Origin of the sequence: Nostoc sp. (assembly GCF_036917395.1) — a bacterium.
Lineage (GTDB): Bacteria > Cyanobacteriota > Cyanobacteriia > Cyanobacteriales > Nostocaceae > Nostoc.
This window is the reverse complement of the sequence record NZ_JBALDI010000077.1, coordinates 156,965-177,930: the sequence shown is the minus strand read 5'-3', so window position 1 is coordinate 177,930 and position 20,966 is coordinate 156,965. Positions and strand designations below refer to the sequence as shown.

Below are 20,966 nucleotides of genomic sequence, written 5' to 3'. Positions count from 1 at the left end.
TCGGCTTGCATTGTTAATGCGTCGATTTACATTGTTAATGCGTCGGTTTGCATTAAAAACGCTACACTTTTACGCAAAGCTGTACTAATTGAACTCTATAGTCTCAATAAACTCTAAAATACTCTCCTTGATGTCTTCCGCCTCTTCTTCAAGGGAATCAGGAGTTTCGCCGTTAATAAAGCTGTGCTGACTACTAACTATATACAAAAATTCACCACTGATAAAGGTGAGCAGCCCCCGGTAAGCGTCTAATCTGATCGCAGTTCCATTATTTTCTTGCTTAGAAATTGTCGAACCTTTAGGCATATCGATTAACACGTAGTAAGCGCCTCGCAAGGTATCTTTCAGATATTCGCTATACTCCACAGAAGCATCTGGTACATTGACAAAAATCGCTTGCGGTACATACTTGTCTACTAAGATTGTTTGTAAATATTCTTCTTGTCCAACAGACTCCAATTCCTCTAACTGTTCTAAGGGGAAAGGATAATAATCGATTCTCAGCAAAGTACCGATGTCATCAGAAAAGCCAACTACTCCTTCCTGGCTTTGAATTCTACCACCCTGATGCGGATCAACTGGAATCTGCACAGTAAAGTTACCTAAGGGTGATTGATATGTCTGTTGACTAAAATCTTCTATGACTACTGTTTCATCTTCGTCGTCTGCATATTCGTCGTCTGCATATTCTTCTTCTTCTGTTTCCTTAAAGGCTGCAATTACCTCCTTGATGATTTCCTCTGCTTCTTCATCCTCCAGTTCTAAGGCTGCTTGTAGCTTTTTAAGGTAGGCTTGTTTCGGTTTCGGGATGGCGAGTTCATCGTCTAAAAGCACTATCACCCCAGCTGCAAAACCATCCAGCACTAATTCATCAGACAGAGATACTTTGGCGGTATTAAACAGGGGCCCAATTCCCTCTTCTTCGGCAATGCCTATGAGTCTATCAACTATTTCGGCGATTTCATCTTCTGAATATTCCTCGAAGACCTCGAATTCCCAGAGGATACCCGCTAAACTTTCTGCATCTACATCTTCAATGGATGAATCAGCGATCGCAGTCACAGTTGCGATCGCCGCCACTGCTTCCTCTGGACTTAGTGATTCCTCTGATGTCTTTGGTGAGTTAAAAACCTTGTCATATTTTGTCATAATTGCTACCTAAATTAATTCTTTGATAGTAATAACAGATTGAAAGTGACAATGGTCAGTTTACCAATGCAGCGAATCTTCTAGAGAAAAAGTTGACTAACTAAGTGGGACGGTATAAATAAAAAGGTTTGTAGTGTTCCCATAGCGTCTCCTAGAGAGGACTAAAATCCTCTGGTGCGTCTGCTACGCCAGCAAAAAAGGGCTGGAGCCGCTGACTACAAAATCAATTACAATAATTTTACATTGCAAAACACATAGTTTGATTTATTCCCACCGACTTAACTTACGTCGTTTACTCGATATTGCTCAGGGATAACGAAACCATGTTGAGAGCTAATCTCCAGCGCTAATTAAGCCTTACTGTAATCAGACTCTACAAAACGCTGACTTCCCATATCATCGGCTCAGTATTTACCGCTGGCCACTTTGACTAAATATTGTAAATTTTTATGATCAAGCAATTACTGTTAATAATTGCTATCTATATTGGTTGGTTTTTATTCTCTAGCAGACGAATTATATCTATCGATAGAATTAGGAACTAGCTAGCGATAGATCCTTATACCGTGGCCGGATGTCACAATACCGAAATTTGTAGTTACACACAATACTCGAAACGTTGTACTGTTGGTTCTACAAATGTGAAAACGTGAATTTCATGAAATTTTGAGTTTTTTTATGGTACAAACCCCTCCATCTCAGTTTTCACCAGATCAATACAAAGTTGATTCTGCACACGAAAAAGTACAAGCTATTATAGAAACACCGCCATCAGAAACTGAGATTGACCTAGAGTTTCTTTACACCAGAGATATTGAATTTCGTCAGGAAACCATTTACTTTCTTGTGGTCGATCGCTTTTATGATGGCGATCAAGATAACAGCGAAGGTGCAAACTCAGAACTGTACGATCCAAATAGACAAGAATGGGGTAAGTACTGGGGTGGTGACTTGCAAGGTGTCATCGATAAATTAGATTATCTCAAAAATATGGGAGTGACTGCCCTTTGGCTAACTCCACTGTTCGAGCAGGTTGAAGAGTTATTTGTTGGTAATGCAGCGCTACATGGCTATTGGACAAAAGACTTTAAACGGCTCAATCCTCGCTATATTGCTGACGGAGAGAATCCTTCTTTAAATGCTACCCAAGAAGAAAAAAATACAACCTTTGATCGGTTAATTGCAGAACTGCACAAGCGCAATATGAAGCTGGTGCTAGATATTGTCTGCAACCATAGCACACCTGATACCAGCGGTAGCAAAGGTGAATTGTATGATGATGGCGTGAAAATTGCTGACTTCAATGATGATGTCAATAATTGGTATCACCACTATGGCGAAGTGCAAAACTGGGAAGACGATTGGCAAGTGCAGAATTGCGAACTATCTGGTTTAGCAACCTTCAATGAAAACAATACTGAATATCGTGAGTATATCAAGTCAGCCATTAAACAATGGCTAGACCGGGGTGTAGATGCACTGCGGGTGGATACTGTCAAGCATATGCCCATTTGGTTTTGGCAAGAATTCACTGGCGATATGAGCAATCACAAACCAGATGTATTTATTTTTGGTGAATGGATTTACAGTAATCCTACTGACGATCTCTCAGTGGAATTTGTTAACCACTCAGGCATGACACTTCTAGACTTTGGGTTATGTGTGGCAATTAGAGCTGCACTGGGGCAAGGTTCAGAAATGGGATTCCAAACAATTCAATACATTTTTGACCAGGATTATCGCTATAACGGTGCAGCGGAGTTAGTCACTTTTATCGATAACCATGATATGTGCCGCTTCCAATCGCTGAACCCCGATCCAGCGATGTTGAAGGTTGCGATCGCCTTAATTATGACATCTCGCGGCATTCCCTGCATTTACTACGGTACAGAACAGTATCTACATGACGATACCGACGGTGGTAACGACCCTTATAACCGCCCGATGATGGAAAATTGGGATACTGAGAGTGAAATTTATCGTTGCATTAGGCTGCTGTCTGGTCTACGGCGACTAAATCCAGCCGTGTCAATGGGTAGCCACTGGCAAAAATATCTCACTTCCGACATTTACTGTTATGTGCGTCGTTATCGTGACTCCATATGTTTTGTAGCTTTGAACCGGGGAGGAGAAGTTACTCTCCCGGAAGTAGAAACAGAATTGCCTGATGGGGAACATACCTGCGTAGTGACTCGCAACAAGTATGAAGTGAAAAATGGTAAGATTTATGACTTAGTATTAGAAGAACGAGGAGTGATTGTTTTCAGCCATGTTGGGGAACGGATAAAAGCACAGACAATTGTGCGCGTCCAACTCAATGGCGTGGATACCAAACCAGGTGAAATCATTGTGGTAACTGGAGATTGCCCAGAGTTGGGTAACTGGGATATCAGCAAAGCATATCCCCTAGAGTACATCAACTCGAATACCTGGTCTGCTGAGATTCCCTTTGATGAGAGTACTGGTAAGCTGATTGCTTATAAATATGCCATGTGGCGAGAAGGGCGATCGCCTCTGCGTGAAAATCTTGTAAACCGTCGCTGGGTAATTGCCAAAGAAGGTACCGTTAAATGGCGTGATACCTGGGCATCGGGAAGAGAATCTTAGAAATATAGAATTAAGAGTGAAGGATTAAAACTTTAATTCTTCACTTTTTATTATTTATGAATTATAAGTAACAAAAAATACATAAAAAGCTGATTTAACCGCAGTGTGCGCCATAGTGTAGTAGTTAAATGCTTTAGTAATTTTGTACTCATGATACTCTACTCCTACTGCCTACGTTATGATAGTGGTGCTGCTCCTAATCCATTCTGGGAACTTTGCACTCTCGCAATTTGCAAGCCTGATATCCGACGAGTCGCAAACATTGGAGATTGGGTTGTAGGACTTGGTTCTACAAATTCACCAATTGGGAATATCGCCGATTGCGTTGTATATGCAATGCAGATAACGGACAAGATGACATTGCAAGAATACGACGAGTATTGCCGAGTTCATAGTCCTCATAAAATTCCAAAGTCGAACAGCGAAATATTTGAGGAACGTGTTGGCGATTGCATCTACGATTACAGCCAAGGAGGACAACCAGTATTGCGACCAGGTGTTCATGACATCAGTAATCAAAAAGGAGATTTAGGTGGTGTAAATGTTTTGATATCACAGCACTTCTACTACTTCGGTGAAAAGGCTGTTCATTTACCTGCTTCGCTCACTCCAATTGTTCATAAAACCCGAAAACACAAATCGATAGCAAATGAGCCATACAAAGATGCATTTGTAACTTGGATCGAGAAATTAGGGTGCACGCCTAATAAAGTACATGGTGAACCTCAACTCAAAAAGAAATTTATCTTAGAAGGAGATATCAGCAATTGCCGTTGCTGACGCGACATTGATAAAACGAGTAATTGCTAGATTACTTTTGCAGGACTTAGGCAAAATATCTCTCAAACTCTAATTCCTCTGTGTCCTCTGCGCCTCTGCGGTTCATTATGCCGTAACTCGTGCGTAAGTCCTATTTTGGAAGATTAGTTGCGGGCTAATTGTAGGATGCGTTACGCTGACGCTAACGCATCAATGAATTGATAGCGCTTCTCGTACCCTGCCTCAAGCCGCAATACGTCCATGTATGCAATACTCTAATTTCTAAATACTTCTTGAATATATTTTAGTTTACAGTGATCGGGATCACACCATTTTATTAGTAAAAATAGATAGTATCAAGCACATAAACACCAAATAACTGTCAAAAGGAGGAGATAAAAGGCTCTACTTTTACAGTATAAAGGGATGCATGATACCTTGATAAGCACTAAACTCATCAGTTTTTAATTCTTACTAAGTCATCTAAAAAAATCATAGAAAGGTAAATGGTAATGCTCGACCTCTTACAAAAAAATCAATTAAGTATTACAAAAACACTAAAAGTTAAAAATGAAATTTTGGCACGAGTTCAAGATAGAAAGCCAGAAACTTTAAATGCCGAAATGAAATTTTATAAAACTGAATTACTTCCCTATTTTATAAAGTTGAGCCAACATAATCCTGTTTTGAGTGTAACAGAACAATTACGGCTCTTAGTGGGTGTTTGGACACCAATCTGGTCTACCATATCGTTTCATGAAAGTTTACCAAAAAGAATACAAGATCAGTCCTTCCAAATTTTCCAGCGTGATGGTTACTGTGCCAGTATAGCTCGCTATATACTAGGAAAAGAGTCATCTTTATCCCAGAATTTTGAATCAAATTTACCAGCTTATGATTTCATGGTGATCCAAAAATATGGAGTTAAAAATGGTAAATGGCGTCTTCAAAATATTGATAGATTTCAGGCTTTTAAAAATAGAGAAATTCCTCTAACTTTAGAATCAGTCTATAGCTGGTTTACTAATGTAGTTAACACTAAAGTCAAATTGAATGCGTCAAAACTGGCTTTGCCTAAAGCTGTCGAATTAGAAAATCTAGAGATAAATCATGCTAATGAATTTCAAAAAACATCTTTAGCAACTTCTCAAGTGTTTGAGAATTTATATATAGATAATGACTGGCGACTTGTGAAAACTCAAACAGATGCCTCACATCTACCTAATTACACAATTGCTGTAAGGAGGCGATAAAGATAATAATTTCTGCAAATCGAAAAGTTTTTGGGAGATGCCAAGTAAAATACTCAATCTAAAAACAAGCAAAACTAAAAATCCTCCTCTTAGTTGAAAAAATACTTTATTGAAGCTGTAAAAGATGAGCTTTCTGAGTTAGGCAGTTAGGCTTTATTCCTTGGGATTTGTTAGAATGACGCCCAGAGGCTTGATAGCAAAAAAACCGAGTCTATGTCTATCCTCATTTCTCTTAGTCCAGAAGTAGAAGCACAACTTTATGAAAAAGCTGCACACGAGGGGCAAAATATAAGTGTTGTTGCTGTTGAACTGCTAACTTGTATTCTGGAGTGGGAGTTGCAAGACTCGGAAGAAGTTTTTGCAGGTATCCAGCCTAATTTGGATAATTTTGAGGCGAGAAGTTCCTGTTCATTTCAGGTAGTTTACCAAGGAACAACGCCACAAGGGTAATCTACCAAATACATTTGGCGAAAATATGGGAAAGTTTCTGTGACTTTGCTTTCAAATCCCCTTTTGGGCAAACCATCTGAATAAATACCTGATCTCAAATTTAATATCTAATTTTTTTGCTATGGTGATCCCAAAGGGATTATTAAGTACTTACGAGGTGTCAATCAGTTGATTTTTTGGTATATATATTAGACTTTAAGTATATACAGATAATTTATCTATAGCAATCAGAATTGAAACGTGAGAAAATACGAAGATTAAAAGTACCTATTTATAAGCATTTCAGCGATTTTATCTCTCACGAATGATTTAGGATTGCTATATAAAGTGCATCTGTTTTGTTACTTATTGGGTTGGGCAATACGCATTTCGATATCCTCCAAGGTTTGTAATAATAAACGAGTTGCCTGCAATTTCCAACCCCATTTCTGAATTCTGTAAGCTAATACAGTCCCAACTACAGATGCTAACAAGCCTATGGGTTGATTTAAAGAAATTCCCAGTAACAAACCCAATCCAGCAATTCCCCAAAATGGTAAGGCTACCGCTTGTCTTTGTTCTTTGACAATTTGGGTAATTATATTAGATTTCATAGTAGCAAGTAATGCTTCTTTGACTTGCTGCTGTTCTGTTGCTGATACTGTTAAACCTATTTTACGGCGCAGTTTTTCAATTTTACGGGCATCAGTGCTGTACTCAGTTAACTCATCTTCTGCCATTTTCAGCAGTCGTTCTAGTTGCACCATTGTGGATTGCTTCAGGTATTCAGATATAGCCATTATCTCGAATAATTGTTATTTCTAGACTATAGTTTGCAATTTAATCGCACAATCCAAAATCACCTCGCTGGCTGCAAAATCTAAAATTGAAGATAGGAAAAATATACTAGTGATTACGCACTGATCAAATTGAGTATAAACTTAAAAGGTAATTATGGCTACTGTATCTAAAAGCACTTTATCTCTATCTGCAAAAGAGCGATCGCTGATTCTGTGGTTTGATGAAGTTGGCATTGCTGATATCCCTGTAGTTGGTGGTAAAAATGCCTCACTGGGGGAAATGATTCAACAGCTAACGCCCAAAGGTATTAACGTTCCCACTGGATTTGCTACCACCGCCTATGCTTATCGTCATTTCATCCAATCAGCAGGTTTAGAAGCAAAGCTACGCCAACTCTTTGCTGACTTGGATGTTGAGGATGTCAAAAATTTACGAGAACGGGGAAAAAAAGCGCGATCGCTATTAATCCATACCCCATTTCCTGTAGAATTGCGAGAGGCGATCGCTAAAGCTTATCACAGTCTGGGTGAACGATACAACGCAGAGACAGATGTTGCAGTCCGTTCCAGCGCCACCGCCGAAGACCTCCCCGATGCTAGTTTTGCAGGACAACAGGAAACTTACCTCAACGTCGTTGGTGCTGAAGGAGTTTTAGCAGCTTGTCATAAATGCTTTGCTTCCCTATTTACCGATCGTGCTATTTCTTATCGCCACACCAAGGGATTTGACCACTTTAGCATTGCTCTAGCTGTGGGCGTGCAAAAAATGGTGCGCTCTGACTTAGCAACCTCTGGGGTGATGTTCTCCATTGACACGGAAACCGGTTTTAAGGATGCTGCACTGATTACAGCCGCCTACGGTTTAGGGGAAAATGTTGTTCAAGGGTCTGTAAATCCTGATGAATATTATGTTTTTAAACCAACTTTAAAAGCTGGTTTTCGCCCAATTATTGATAAAAAATTGGGCAGTAAAGAACTGAAAATGATTTATGATGACGGCTCAAAATTTACGAAAAATGTGTCTGTTTCGTCCAGCGAAAGAGGCAAATTTGCCCTAAGTGATCAAGAGATTTTACAACTAGCAAATTGGGCGTGTTTAATTGAAGACCATTATTCCAAAGTCCACGGCATTTTCACTCCAATGGATATCGAGTGGGCAAAAGATGGAATTACTAACCAACTTTTTATTGTGCAAGCACGTCCCGAAACTGTCCAGTCACAGAAGACGGGAAATGTGTTGCGGAGTTATCGGTTGGTATTGGGGAATAGGGAATGGGGAATAGGGAATGGGGAAAAATCTTCTCTCCCTGATTCCCAATCCCCAATCTCTCTTATTACGGGACGGGCGATTGGGGAAGCAATTAGTCAAGGGAAAGCACGCCTAATTTTAGATGTTCAGAAGCTCGAACAGTTCCAACCTGGGGAAGTTTTAGTGACAGAAAGAACTGACCCCGATTGGGAACCGATTATGAAACGCGCCAGTGCAATTGTCACCAATTCTGGTGGCCGCACATGTCATGCAGCGATCATTGCGCGAGAATTGGGTGTACCTGCGATCGTGGGATGCGGCAATGCTACAGAAATTTTGAAACCTGGTCAAGAGGTAACAATTTCTTGCGCTGAAGGGGAAGAAGGAAAAGTTTATGCAGGCTTATTACCTTTTGAAGTGAAAGAAGTCCCTTTAGAGAACTTACCCCGCACCCGCACTCAAATTTTAATGAATGTTGGTAATCCCCAAGAAGCATTAAGTTTATCGGCAATTCCTAACGATGGAGTCGGTTTAGCGCGGACAGAATTTATCATCGCTAACCAAATCCAAATTCATCCGATGGCGTTAATTCACTATGACTTATTAAAAGATGAATTTGTCAAAGCTAAAATTGCTAATATTACTGCACTTTACGACGAAAAATCCCAGTATTTTGTTGATAAATTAGCTCAAGGTATAGGTAGAATTGCGGCGGCATTTTATCCCAAACCAGTGATTGTCCGAACCTCAGATTTCAAAAGTAATGAATATGCCAATTTGTTAGGTGGGCGACAGTTTGAACCCCACGAAGAAAACCCAATGCTGGGTTGGCGGGGGGCGGCACGTTACTATGATCAAGGTTACAGGGAAGCTTTTGCCCTAGAATGCCATGCCATCAAGCGGGTAAGGGAAGAAATGGGTTTAACGAATGTTATCCCGATGATTCCCTTTTGTCGTACTCCCGATGAAGGGCGTTTGGTTTTGGCAGAGATGGCAAAAAATGGTTTGAAGCAGGGTGTTAACGACTTGCAGGTTTATGTGATGTGTGAGTTGCCCAGTAATGTTATTCTGGCTGAAGACTTTGCTGAGGTATTTGATGGCTTCTCGATTGGTTCTAATGATTTAACTCAGTTAACACTGGGGATAGACAGGGATTCAGCGTTAGTAGCGAGGTTGTTTGATGAGCGCAGTCCTGCTGTCAAGCAAATGGTGAAAATGGCTATAAAAGCTGCAAAAAAACATAACTGCAAAATCGGCATTTGTGGGCAAGCACCCAGCGATTACCCAGAATTTGCTCAGTTTTTGGTTGAACAAGGAATTGACTCAATCAGTCTGAATCCAGATTCGGTTTTAAAGACAATGCTGGAAGTGGCAAAAGTCGAGGGTGTTGAGTCAGTTTAATCGCCAGTATACTTCTAAAAAGAGTGAAAACTTCCCCCGTTATTCGCAATGAGTACAACGACCACTAAGCCGAAACAATTCAATCCTCAGCTATGGCAGCAATTTGTGAAAGTTGCTAAACCTTACTGGTTTTCTGAACAAAAGTGGAAAGCTAGAGGACTACTACTACTATTGCTAGTGCTGGCATTAGCGGTAAATGCCATTAATGTCAGTATTAGCTTTATTTTCCGAAATATTAATACTTCATTGGCAAATTATCCTCAAAGTCGAGATGCGACCATCTTTTGGAAATTCATCGCTATTTATGCTGGACTTTTAGTGATTGCAACTCCGATAATTGTGATGTTTGGCTATCTCCAAGACAAGTTGGGATTGCAATGGCGGGAGTGGTTAACAAATCATTTTTTGGATAAATATTTCCAAAATCGTGCTTATTATCGGATTAATTTTAATGATAAAATTGATAACCCAGACCAACGAATTTCTGAAGATATCAGGGCATTTACTCGCACTAGCCTGTCATTTTCACTGCTGATTCTGACATCAATTATCACTTTAATTTCATTCACTGGAGTTTTATTATCTATCTCAGTTTCTTTATCAATTGCCCTTGTGACATATGCAATTGTTGGGACGATTATCACTGCCTGGGTTGGTCAACGATTAATTGGAATTAACTTCAATCAGCTTAAACGAGAGGCTGACTTTCGTTATAGTCTGGTTCATGTTCGTGATAATGCAGAATCCATCGCTTTTTACCAAGGTGAAGCAGAGGAAACAGTTCAGCTAAAAGAGCGTTTACTGCGAACAATCCGCAACTTTGATTTGTTGATTAGCTGGCAGCGAAATTTAGGTTTCTTTACTCAAAGCTATAGTTACTTTGTTGCAGCTCTACCCTACCTGGTAATCGCACCTATTTACTTTGCAGGCAAAACTGAATTTGGGACATTTACTCAAGCAGCGATCGCCTTCCAACAAATTTTCAGCGCCTTATCTGTTGTAGTCAACCAGTTTGAAAGTCTGACAGCTTTTGCAGCAGGAGTTGAGCGGATGGGTGGCCTAGCTGATGCCTTGGAAAAGCCATCCCCAAAGTCCTCAGAAATGACAACTATCGCCGTGACAGAAGATTCGCAGCTAGCATTACGTCATGTCACCTTGCTGACTCCCAACTATCAACGCACCTTGGTTAGGGATTTACCATTCAGCTTGCAGCCAGGAGAGGGTTTGGTAATTGTCGGTAACAGTGGTAGTGGTAAGAGTTCTTTATTAAGAGCGATCGCTGGATTATGGAATGCGGGTACTGGTCAAATTATTCGTCCTCCGCTCTCGGAAATGATGTTTTTACCGCAACGTCCATATATGGTATTGGGTTCTTTGCGAAGTCAGTTGCTCTATCCCAACACCAATAGTGATATCAGTGAAACCAAGATGCGCCATGTCTTAGCACAGGTAAACTTAGCAGATTTACCAGAACGATTTGGAGGTTTTGACATAGAGCTAGATTGGGCAAATGTACTCTCATTGGGAGAGCAACAGCGCCTTGCTTTTGCGCGACTTCTGCTGAATACACCAAGTTATGTCATCCTAGATGAAGCTACAAGTGCGCTGGATCTTGCTAATGAAAAGAACCTTTATCAACAACTCAAAGCTAAACAAACTACATTAATCAGCGTCGGACACCGCCCTAGCTTATTACAGTACCATGAGTACGTATTAGAGCTAGATGGCAATTCTAACTGGAAGTTGATACCCACTGAGGAATATACTGTTAACCTCAATGCCTTTAACTAATGCTCAAAGCCTTCGATTAATCATCTCTCGTCATTAGAATGGTTGCTAGTTATTACTAATAAAACCAGCAGGAGTGATATGATTTCTGTCTAATTAATAGCCTAATCTCAAAAAACTACCTATGAGAGAAGAGAAGCAGGGGGAGCAGGGGAAAATTCTTAATTGTTGACTTTTGACTAATGAATAAAAAGTGGTTCCGAATTGGCATGGTGAGTATATTTATTCTCTCAGTTGCCTTACGATTTTGGGGACTGGAGAGATTCAACACTCTGGTGTTTGATGAAGTTTACTTTGCGAAATTCGGTAATAATTATCTCACGCATACGCCATTTTTTAATGCCCATCCGCCGCTAAGTCAATATATGATCGGCATCGGCATTTGGATTGGCAGTCACATTCCTTTTTGGCACGATACTGTCAATGGGCTGACAGGTTCAATGCGATCGCCTTGGACTTATCGGTGGTTAAATGCCCTCACAGGCTCATTTATTCCTTTAGTTGTGGCTGCGATCGCTTATCAATTGAGTTATCGTCGTAGCTTTGCAATCCTAGCAGGTTTGTTCACAGCTTGTGATGGTATCTTTCTGGTTGAGTCTCGCTACGCTTTAAGTAATATTTATATCGTCATCTTTGGTTTGTTAGGGCACTGGTTTTTCTTATTGGCATTAGATAACCAAAATCGGCGACGTTCATTTTGGTTAATTTTTGCTGGTATTACTTTTGGTGCGTCAGTCGGTACTAAGTGGAATGGTTTATGGTTTCTGTCAGGTGCTTATCTTATTTGGATAGCAGCTTGGGTAATTCGGGAAATGCATTCTTTTCCTAACTCCAAACTTTTTTTTACATCCCCCTCATTGAAAGAGGTAGAAAACAGGAGTCAGGAAGCAGAAGTTAGTACTTATTCTCCCTCATTTCAGACACCACTACAAAACTTGACTCAGCTAAATATTTTCCAGATGCTATTTTATCTAGGAATTGTCCCAGCTTTTATCTACAGCATCATCTGGATTCCTCACCTTCAACTAGATAAAACATATGGATTTATTGCAGTACATCAGCAAATTTTGAATTTTCACTTACATTTAGGTGGCAATAGTCCTAACGTGCATCCTTACTGTGCTGCCTGGTACAAATGGCCTTTGATGACTCGACCAATGGCATATTATTATCAAACGGCTGAAAGGATCACCGAACCATTACCTGTAATGGGGCCACCTTTACCAGCTGGTGCTGGACAAGTTATTTATGATGTCCATGCAATGGGCAATCCATTTTTATGGTGGTTTGGTGTCGCTGCTATATTGTTTTTAGTAGGGATGCTGGTGTCACAATTAGTGATTTTTGGGGTGAAGGAAAAGCGTTTTTCTCTGCCTGCAACTCTTAGTGTTGATACTTGGATTGCCTTGTATTTAGTTATAAATTATGCTGCTAACTTATTACCTTGGGTGAAGGTGACGAGGTGCGTTTTTATCTACCACTATATGTGTGCAGTAGTGTTTGTATTTTTAGCGATCGCTTGGTTTGTTGATCAGTGTCTTCGCAGTTATTATCAACAACTCCGGGCGGTAGGTGTCACCATTACTTTTATCATTCTGGTTGCTTTTATTTTCTGGATGCCCGTTTATTTGGGTTTACCTCTCTCCCCTAACGGTTATAAGCTGCGAATGTGGTTCAACTCTTGGATTTAATTAAAGGGGCATTGGCTAAACAGGGTATGGGGCATAAGGCATGGAAAGAATAATAACTCCTAACACCTAATCCCTTCCCGCGATAAGATTAACAGTAAACCAAAAAGTTTTTCCCAAAAGAGCTTTGACTGGTCGAAAACAAGGGGAAGAGAAACTGGGGAAGCTGAAGGAGTAAAGAAAATGATTCAGTTCTGGCTAAATTGGCAAAAATATTGCTTGCTCAATTGCCATCCAATTCCTCCCCTACCGAATATCTCTAAAAGTTACACCAAATGCTTTATTTTAGTGCTATTGGTTTTTAAACCAGTTGAATGTCTAGATTAGTTTGGAAACCAATAGGCTTATTTTCAATGATGGCAAATCTAGAATCTTGGAAGAACAGAGAACCATTTAGGGGATCATAACTGAAGTCGCTGATGGAAGTAGCGCCAAACCCTGCTTGAGAAATTTGGATTTTGTCACCTTCAGCAGCCTTAAAGTCTTTGATAATGTCAACACCCTCTAATACGTTGGTAAAAATAAATTTATCTGCACCTAATCCACCAGTCAGAGTATCGTTGCCGTTTCCACCAGTGAGTATGTCATTGCCATTCCCGCCAGAAATTATATCGTTACCGCCATTGCCAAATAACAGATTATTTTGCCTATCTCCAACAATGGTGTCACTTTGATTTGTACCTTTGACATTATCAAAGTTTATGAATGTGAACTTAGCTGTATTTCCGTCAGGAAGATTATTCACTACGAAACTTTGAGTTTCAAGGTTAGCGTTGACTGATGCATCTCCAATTAGAAAGGGTGCTGAAGGAGCAATTGAGGCGTCTATAGTGTTACTTTCAGCACTAGCATCAACAACAAGCTTTTCAAATTGACCAAGTAAATCTGTACCTAGTCCGCCACCTTTTTTAAGAGTTCCATCAATGAAAATGGTAGAGCTTACACCTATTTTGCTGTAATCAGCCGTATCAATTCCATCTCCACCAAGTAAGGTATCGTTGCCTGCGCTGCCTCTAATAATGTCATTGCCGCCACTACCAGATAATTGATTATCCTGATTATCACCAATAATGGTATCATTTTGACTTGTACCAATTACATTTACAAAATTCTTCACCTTAACTACTATTGGCGACGAACCTACAACTCTGATTTCTAGTCTTTCTTTAGATAAGTCAGCTACTATTGATACATTTGTGCTGTCAGAAATAGCATCAATACTGTTAATCTGTCCAGTGGCCCCAATCACGCCTTCAATAAAATCTTTAAAGGAGTCAGTTCCAATAGCACCTTTTTGAATAACTACTGGTTGGATTGTTATAGGTTGTCCTAAACTGCTGTAGTCAACAACATCGTTACCATTTCCACCCTTTATGGTATCATCACCTGCACTGCCGATAAATCTGTCATTACCGGCAGTTCCGATCAAAGTGTCGGCTCCATCAGTGCCTAGAATTGTTGCCATAATTTTGCTTCCCCGGTATTGAATTAACTGCTATTTAGTAACTTGATATTAACTATATTATATTAAAATTTGAAGAGCATCTAAATTTATTTTCAGAAAAGTTTTTTATAATTTTGCTACTTTCCAATGAGTCGGTAAAATCTGTTATTGTTAGTAACTCATTTAGGATTGCTATACCGGACAGCATAGTTCAATAGGGTGCTGTGCTTTTCGCCGCTGGACAGCTAACTGGCTTGGGAAACATCTAGCAAAAGAATTTGAGATTGAAGTGAGCGATCCCCACATTAAGTGACTGCTCAAATAGATGGGATTATCCACACTACCAAAACCTAACAATGCTGAACAAAACAGCACTGAACAGGCTCAAGGTTCCAAAATTTTGATTACTGACCTCAAATCGGCAGCTATTCCAGATAATACCGAATTTTTACCTATTAACTAAAACATTTATGTCACTAAAAGTTTGCTGTTTGCTGGCTGATAGGCAATGTTTAACGACAAGCAAATCTCGATAACTAACAAGGGTTAGTAATAAAAAGCTATAAAAGCTAATGTTGTTTGCATTTGTGCCTTCTGCCTCCATCATGCAATCTCTACAAAATCAAATCAAACTTAGCGTTTGTGGTGCTACATGAGCACGCTGTTACTACTCCTCATTCACAATTTCTCCCCTGACAAATAAAGCCCGATAAACAGGTTCACCCCGCGATAGGACGCTTGTTTCCCGTTCTGTGGGGACTGGGAGTGGGTTTTGGGCTAGCCATTCTCCTGCACCAATTTTCTGATAAGCTGGGTGAGCAGCAAAGCGATCGCGCATTTCCACAGCAACGAATTCCATATCTGATTGCAGAAATACAACTCCACCAACCGTAAGATAATTAGCTAAGTCTGCCACTAGTTCTGGTTGGACTACACGACGTTTAGCATGGCGGGTTTTAAACCAAGGATCGGGGAATTGAATTGTAACGCGTTGTAAACTTCCTGGAGGGAGGGAAGATAAAAGTGAGTGCAGTGAGTTATTCACATTGCAAAATAAGTAGTGCAGGTTTGTTAAAGCCAACTCAGAACATAACTTATTCGCCTCCACCACCAGCGGTTCCCGAATTTCTAAGCCAAGATAATTCCAGTTGGGTTCTATCTTGGCCATATTCACCAAAAACTGTCCCTTAGCGCAGCCAATATCTAAATGTAATGGTTGATTTGGCTTTGCATAAATGTTTTCCCAGTCAAGGGGACTTGCTGGTGTTTGATACTTTTTACCAAGTGGATTAACATGCTGACGAACTCGGACTGCTGCCAAAATTTGTTCTCCTTTACGTGAAAATATCCTGATGTACTAACTGTAAAACTCCTTTTCGATTGATCAACTGTCACAAACATTTGAAATTGGACTCAATTAGCAAGCGTAGCTTGCCGCTGTAGGCATCGCCTCATCGAAAAAAAGCCAGCGTGTGCTTGAGTGTTAAGGAAAAGGTCAAACCCTTATCGCCTGAGACTTTGAAGGAATTCTTGCTTGAGCGCAAAATAGTTAGTAATCTCTGTAAAAGTAAGCGGTATAACTTTTATTTATGCTCGGATTGGCTGTAATAAAGCGTTTAGGCTGCAATGTGAACTGTTAGCCTTTCTATATACGCAACGGTCACTCATACCAGGTATCCGAAAGTAGTCACCTATTTCTATTTGTTGGAAAGTCATTAGATCCTCAGAATTTTTGGTAAATAACGGTTATAAAAGTAAGAGCTTATAAAGCCAATTTAGATTGTTCTCTTAAATTTACCCCGTCATATTTCAAGTTAAGTAAATTTGCACTAAGCAAACTTTTAGTTCATTCCTCTCTTTAACTAGCTAATAGCCTTTTTACTGTGATTTATTATACCCTTCGTTAACTAGATATTTGGGTTAGTTATTCAGGCAAAAAAAGGCATTATATATGCTAGGATTGTATCAAATTATGGCAATTATTCAAGAGCAATTTAGAATAATTTTGCGCTTTATTGAGTAAAAAAGCTAAAATCTACGATTTTTGGAGATTTTTAGGTTATGACAACCTCACAGGAGAGGATTATCCCGATAGACTTGCGAACGGAAATGTCGCAGTCTTATCTGGAATACGCCATGAGCGTGATAGTGGGTCGGGCGTTGCCAGATGCCAGGGATGGTCTAAAACCTGTGCATCGTCGCATTCTCTACGCAATGCACGAGCTAGGTCTGCTCCACGATCGCCCGTTTAAGAAATGCGCCCGTGTAGTGGGGGAAGTGTTGGGTAAATATCACCCCCACGGCGACACAGCAGTGTATGATGCCTTGGTGCGGATGGCGCAGGATTTTTCCATGCGATCGCCCTTAGTTAACGGACATGGTAACTTTGGTTCGGTAGACAACGATCCGCCGGCGGCAATGCGATACACAGAATGCCGCTTGCAAGCTTTAACTAGTGCCGGTCTACTGCATGATATCGAGTATGAAACCGTAGACTTCGCCGATAACTTCGACGGTTCCCAGCAAGAACCGACAGTTCTACCAGCGCGGATTCCCCAGTTGTTGCTCAACGGTTCCTCTGGAATTGCCGTGGGCATGGCAACCAACATTCCCCCCCACAATTTGGGCGAATTGATTGATGCTTTGGTGGCTGTAATCCACAATCCAGAAATCACCGATCTCGAATTAATGCAGTATGTCCACGGTCCAGACTTTCCGACTGGGGCGCAGATTTTAGGGACATCTGCCATTCGAGAAGCTTATACCACCGGGCGTGGTTCCATTACCATGCGTGGTGTAGCTAACATTGAAACCGTTGAACAGCGGGGACGCCCAGATAGAGAAGCAATTATCATCACCGAATTGCCCTATCAAACCAATAAAGCGGCGCTGATTGAAAAAATCGCCGAAATGGTGAACGAAAAGCGGCTAGAGGGCATTGCAGATATCCGGGATGAAAGCGATCGCGACGGGATGCGAATTGTGATCGAACTCAAGCGTGATGCTTATCCCCGCGTCGTGCTGAACAACCTCTACAAGCAAACACCACTGCAAGCCAACTTTGGGGCGAATATGCTGGCGTTGGTGAATAGCGAACCCCAAGTACTCACCCTCAAGCAGTTCTTAACCGTCTTCTTGGATTTCCGCATCGAATCCATTGCCAGACGCACCCGTTACGAACTGCGGAAAGCCGAAGAACGTGACCATCTCCTGCAAGGATTATTAATTGCCCTGTCCCACTTAGATCCAATTATTGTCTTGATTCGCCAAGCTCCCGATGCGCCCACAGCTAAAGGTGAATTAATCACAACTTACGGACTTTCGGAAGTGCAAGCAGATGCGATTTTGCAGATGCAATTGCGGCGGTTGACTGCCTTAGAAGCAGACAAAATCCGTTTGGAACACGAGGAATTACAAGCGAAGATTACTGACTTGCAAGATATTTTGGCCCGCCGGGAGAGAGTGCTAGAAATCATTGAAACCGAAGTCGCGCAACTAAAAACTAGCTTTGCCACACCCCGCCGCACAGTAATTTTACCAGGGGAAGGGGAATTAGATGACCGTGACTTAATTGCCAATGAAAAAGCAATAATTCTGGTTACAGAGCAAGGCTATATCAAACGGATGCCAGTTAACACCTTTGAAGCGCAAAGCCGTGCTACCAGAGGCAAAGCCGCAGCCAAGGTGAAAGATGATGATACCATTGAGCATTTTTTGACTTGCTGCGATCACGATAGTATTTTATTCTTTAGTGAACGTGGTGTTGTTTACTGCCTGAGAGCGTATCAAATTCCAGCGAGTTCGCGTACCAGTCGCGGTACACCAATTGTCCAAATGCTACCAATTCCTAAAGAGGAAAAAATCACCTCAATTGTACCTGTTGACGAGTTTAGCAATGATGAATATCTGGTGATGCTCACTAAGGGCGGCAATATCAAGAAAACTGAATTGGCAGCCTTTAGTCACATTCGCGCCAATGGCTTGATTGCCATTTCCTTAGAAGAAGGCGACCAACTCCGCTGGGTGCGACGCGCCAGAGTTGAGGATAGTATAATCATTGGTTCTCGTAACGGGATGGCGATTAACTTCCGGTGTAACCACGAACAACTGCGTCCTTTAAGTAGGGCGACTCGTGGGGTGAAAGCCATGAAACTCAAAAATAAAGATGAACTGGTGGGTATGGATATTCTCCCCGCAGCAATTCTTGAAACTTTGGATATAGTTACAGAAACCGAAATTGAAGATATCGAAACAATCGAAACAGAAGATATCGAAATTACCGAAATCAATGAAGAGTCCGCAGAAGTGCCTAGCAATGGCATTGTTGGCCCTTGGGTGTTGGTAATTACAATGGGAGGATATGGTAAGCGCGTACCAGTTGCCCAGTTCCGCCTGCAAAACCGTGCTGGTCAGGGTTTAATGGCAACCAAGTTCAAAAACCGTAAAAACAAAGACAAGTTGGCAACCCTACGCATTGTCAACAACGATGATGATGAAATCATGATGGTGACAAATCGCGGTATTATCATCCGGCAAGCGGTAAATGCGATTTCTATCCAATCGCGATCGGCAACTGGAGTCAGAGTACAGCGTTTAGACGAAGATGATGCCATTACCGGAGTGGCAATAGTTCCACCTGATGCTGTCGATGCAGAAGAAGCAGAATAAAAAGCAGGGGGAGAGGTTAACCGCCTCACTCCCTTACTTGATTGCCTTAGCCAGCGGCATTTTAATGGGGCTAACCGTAGCCCCTGTAGGTGCATGGTTATTGGCTTGGATTGCCATAGTCCCCTTATGGGTGCTAGTTGTCACTTCAGCCAAAAGCAAAAACCAATTCCCCCCGGCTTTCCTCTGGGGTATCGGTTATCACGGTGTCGCCTTATTTTGGATTACGGGAATTCATCCGATGACATGGTTGGGTGTTCCTTGGTTGCCAAGTTTGGCAATTACCCTTTTTTGTTGGGGATTTCTCAGTGTATTGGGAGGGGTATTCGTTGCTATTTGGGCGGCTGTAATGGTTCGCCTGGGTGGACAAAAATCCTGGCTACGTATATTAATTGGTACAGCCGTCTGGTGCGGCTTAGAAAGTCTATGGAGTGCTGGGCCTCTGTGGTGGAGTTCTCTTGCTTACACCCAAAGTCCGCACAATCTCGTGATTTTACATCTGGGCCAACTCTCTGGGCCTAATACTGTGACAGCAGCAATAGTTGCCGTGAATGGCTTAATTGCTGAAGGATGGACGAACCGCAGAGACGCAAAGGGCGCAGAGAGAATTTCCTCTGTGTCGCGCCAGTTGCTTCAAGTCGGGGAACCCGCCCAACGCACTGGCTTCTCTGCGCCTCTGCGGTTGGTTAATAAATACTGGGTTATCGCCACAGGACTATTAATTACCTTACACCTGATTGGTTTTATCTTATATAGCCGTCCCATCGCCCAACCCTCAGAAGTAGCCTTGAAAGTGGGGATTGTTCAGGGTAACATCCCGAACCGACTTTTACGAAGTTCCGAAGGGTTTCGTCGCGCCCAAGAAAACTATACTAATGGGTATCTAACTTTAGCAGACCAAGGTGTAGATGCAGTCCTCACCCCAGAAGGAGCCTTACCTATTTTCCAGCGCAACTTGATGGAAACTGCCTTAGTCGCAGCAGTGAAGAAAAAAGGGGTAGTTGCTTGGATTGGGGCTTTTGGCGAACGGGGAGACAGTTATACAATTAGCTTGTTTACTTTCAACAGTAAGGGTGAAATTGTCAGCCGCTACGATAAAGCTAAACTAGTACCTTTGGGAGAATATATTCCTTTTGAAGGAATTTTAGGGGGGATAATCCAACGCTTATCGCCTCTGGATGCACACCAAGTTCCTGGTTCAGCAAATCAGATATTTGACACTCCTTTTGGTCGGGCGATCGCTAGTATATGTTATGAATCTGCTTTTGCTGAACAATTTCGCCGTCAAGCTGCTGCGGGTGGGCAATTTATCCTCAGTTCTTCTAACGATGCCCATTACACTGCATCCATGCCATTTCAGCACCATGCACAGGATATCATGCGGGCAATTGAAACTGATAGATGGTCAGCACGGGCAACGAATACAGGATATTCAGCCTTTGTAGATCCTCACGGCAGAACCTTGTGGATATCTGGATATAATACCTACGAAACTCATGCTGATACAATTTATCGCCGACAGACACAAACTTTATATGTGCGTTGGAATGATTGGTTAACACCTTTGTTGTTGATATGCTCTGGAGGAGCTTGGCTGGTAACTCAACTTAGTGATCCAAATAAAATAAGTAATTAGTAATTAACTACGTCATCCTAAGTTGCATTTACTGTTACTTACAGTTTAATCAATAGAGGAATCTGACTTGATTCTTGGTAATAAAAAATAAACCAGGC

General features: G+C 41.4%; 14 protein-coding genes. 10 read left to right on the top strand and 4 right to left on the bottom strand.

Going from position 1 to position 20,966, the window contains the following annotated elements:
* Positions 1-84: 84 nt before the first annotated feature.
* Positions 85-1,149: a hypothetical protein gene (locus tag V7K46_RS26340; protein WP_335118421.1), complete on the bottom strand. Its 1,065-nt coding sequence runs from the start codon at positions 1,147-1,149 to the stop codon at positions 85-87.
* A gap of 678 nt (positions 1,150-1,827) precedes the next feature.
* Between V7K46_RS26340 and V7K46_RS26335 the strand changes: the two genes are divergently transcribed.
* From V7K46_RS26335 to V7K46_RS26320, 4 genes are all read left to right on the top strand, one after another.
* A complete protein-coding gene (locus tag V7K46_RS26335; protein ID WP_335118419.1) occupies positions 1,828-3,756 on the top strand; it encodes an alpha-amylase family glycosyl hydrolase in 1,929 nt (642 codons plus the stop codon).
* Positions 3,757-3,906: 150 nt separating this feature from the next.
* Positions 3,907-4,536: a hypothetical protein gene (locus tag V7K46_RS26330; RefSeq protein ID WP_335118417.1), complete on the top strand. Its 630-nt coding sequence runs from the start codon at positions 3,907-3,909 to the stop codon at positions 4,534-4,536.
* A gap of 485 nt (positions 4,537-5,021) precedes the next feature.
* The gene (locus tag V7K46_RS26325; RefSeq protein ID WP_335118415.1) at positions 5,022-5,768 is read left to right on the top strand and encodes a hypothetical protein; all 747 of its coding nucleotides are present in this window, start codon (positions 5,022-5,024) and stop codon (positions 5,766-5,768) included.
* Positions 5,769-5,981: 213 nt separating this feature from the next.
* Entirely contained in the window at positions 5,982-6,218 is a 237-nt protein-coding gene (locus V7K46_RS26320; protein ID WP_335118413.1) for a hypothetical protein, read from the top strand.
* Between the two features lie 341 nt (positions 6,219-6,559).
* Here V7K46_RS26320 and V7K46_RS26315 read toward each other — a convergent pair whose 3' ends face one another.
* Entirely contained in the window at positions 6,560-6,964 is a 405-nt protein-coding gene (locus tag V7K46_RS26315; RefSeq protein ID WP_335118492.1) for a hypothetical protein, read from the bottom strand.
* A 187-nt stretch (positions 6,965-7,151) separates the two neighbouring features.
* On the opposite strand from V7K46_RS26315, the gene ppsA reads away from it, so the two are divergent.
* The 3 genes from ppsA to V7K46_RS26300 all read left to right on the top strand — a co-directional run bounded on the left by ppsA (position 7,152) and on the right by V7K46_RS26300 (position 13,126).
* Complete coding sequence (gene ppsA / locus V7K46_RS26310) at positions 7,152-9,647, top strand: phosphoenolpyruvate synthase (RefSeq protein ID WP_335118411.1); 2,496 nt, start codon at positions 7,152-7,154, stop codon at positions 9,645-9,647.
* A 48-nt stretch (positions 9,648-9,695) separates the two neighbouring features.
* On the top strand, positions 9,696-11,438 hold the full coding sequence (locus V7K46_RS26305; RefSeq protein WP_335118409.1) for an ABC transporter ATP-binding protein/permease: 1,743 nt from the start codon (positions 9,696-9,698) through the stop codon (positions 11,436-11,438).
* Between the two features lie 179 nt (positions 11,439-11,617).
* Positions 11,618-13,126 (top strand): dolichyl-phosphate-mannose--protein mannosyltransferase, encoded by a 1,509-nt coding sequence (locus tag V7K46_RS26300; protein ID WP_335118407.1) that lies wholly within the window; start codon positions 11,618-11,620, stop codon positions 13,124-13,126.
* A gap of 298 nt (positions 13,127-13,424) precedes the next feature.
* On the opposite strand, the gene V7K46_RS26295 is transcribed toward V7K46_RS26300, so the two are convergent.
* On the bottom strand, positions 13,425-14,588 hold the full coding sequence (locus V7K46_RS26295) for a calcium-binding protein (protein WP_335118405.1): 1,164 nt from the start codon (positions 14,586-14,588) through the stop codon (positions 13,425-13,427).
* A gap of 304 nt (positions 14,589-14,892) precedes the next feature.
* Here V7K46_RS26295 and V7K46_RS26290 point away from each other — a divergent pair, with 304 nt between their 5' ends.
* On the top strand, positions 14,893-15,030 hold the full coding sequence (locus V7K46_RS26290) for a hypothetical protein (RefSeq protein ID WP_335118403.1): 138 nt from the start codon (positions 14,893-14,895) through the stop codon (positions 15,028-15,030).
* 204 nt (positions 15,031-15,234) lie between these two features.
* Here V7K46_RS26290 and trmB read toward each other — a convergent pair whose 3' ends face one another.
* Complete coding sequence (gene trmB, locus V7K46_RS26285) at positions 15,235-15,888, bottom strand: tRNA (guanosine(46)-N7)-methyltransferase TrmB (RefSeq protein ID WP_335118401.1); 654 nt, start codon at positions 15,886-15,888, stop codon at positions 15,235-15,237.
* Positions 15,889-16,628: 740 nt separating this feature from the next.
* On the opposite strand from trmB, the gene gyrA reads away from it, so the two are divergent.
* Positions 16,629-19,235 carry a DNA topoisomerase (ATP-hydrolyzing) subunit A gene (gyrA, locus tag V7K46_RS26280; RefSeq protein ID WP_335118399.1) on the top strand — a complete coding sequence of 869 codons (2,607 nt, stop codon included), beginning with the start codon at positions 16,629-16,631 and terminating at the stop codon, positions 19,233-19,235.
* Positions 19,216-20,868 (top strand): apolipoprotein N-acyltransferase, encoded by a 1,653-nt coding sequence (lnt, locus tag V7K46_RS26275; protein ID WP_335118397.1) that lies wholly within the window; start codon positions 19,216-19,218, stop codon positions 20,866-20,868. The genes gyrA and lnt overlap by 20 nt, the downstream gene beginning before the upstream one ends.
* Positions 20,869-20,966 lie beyond the last annotated feature (98 nt).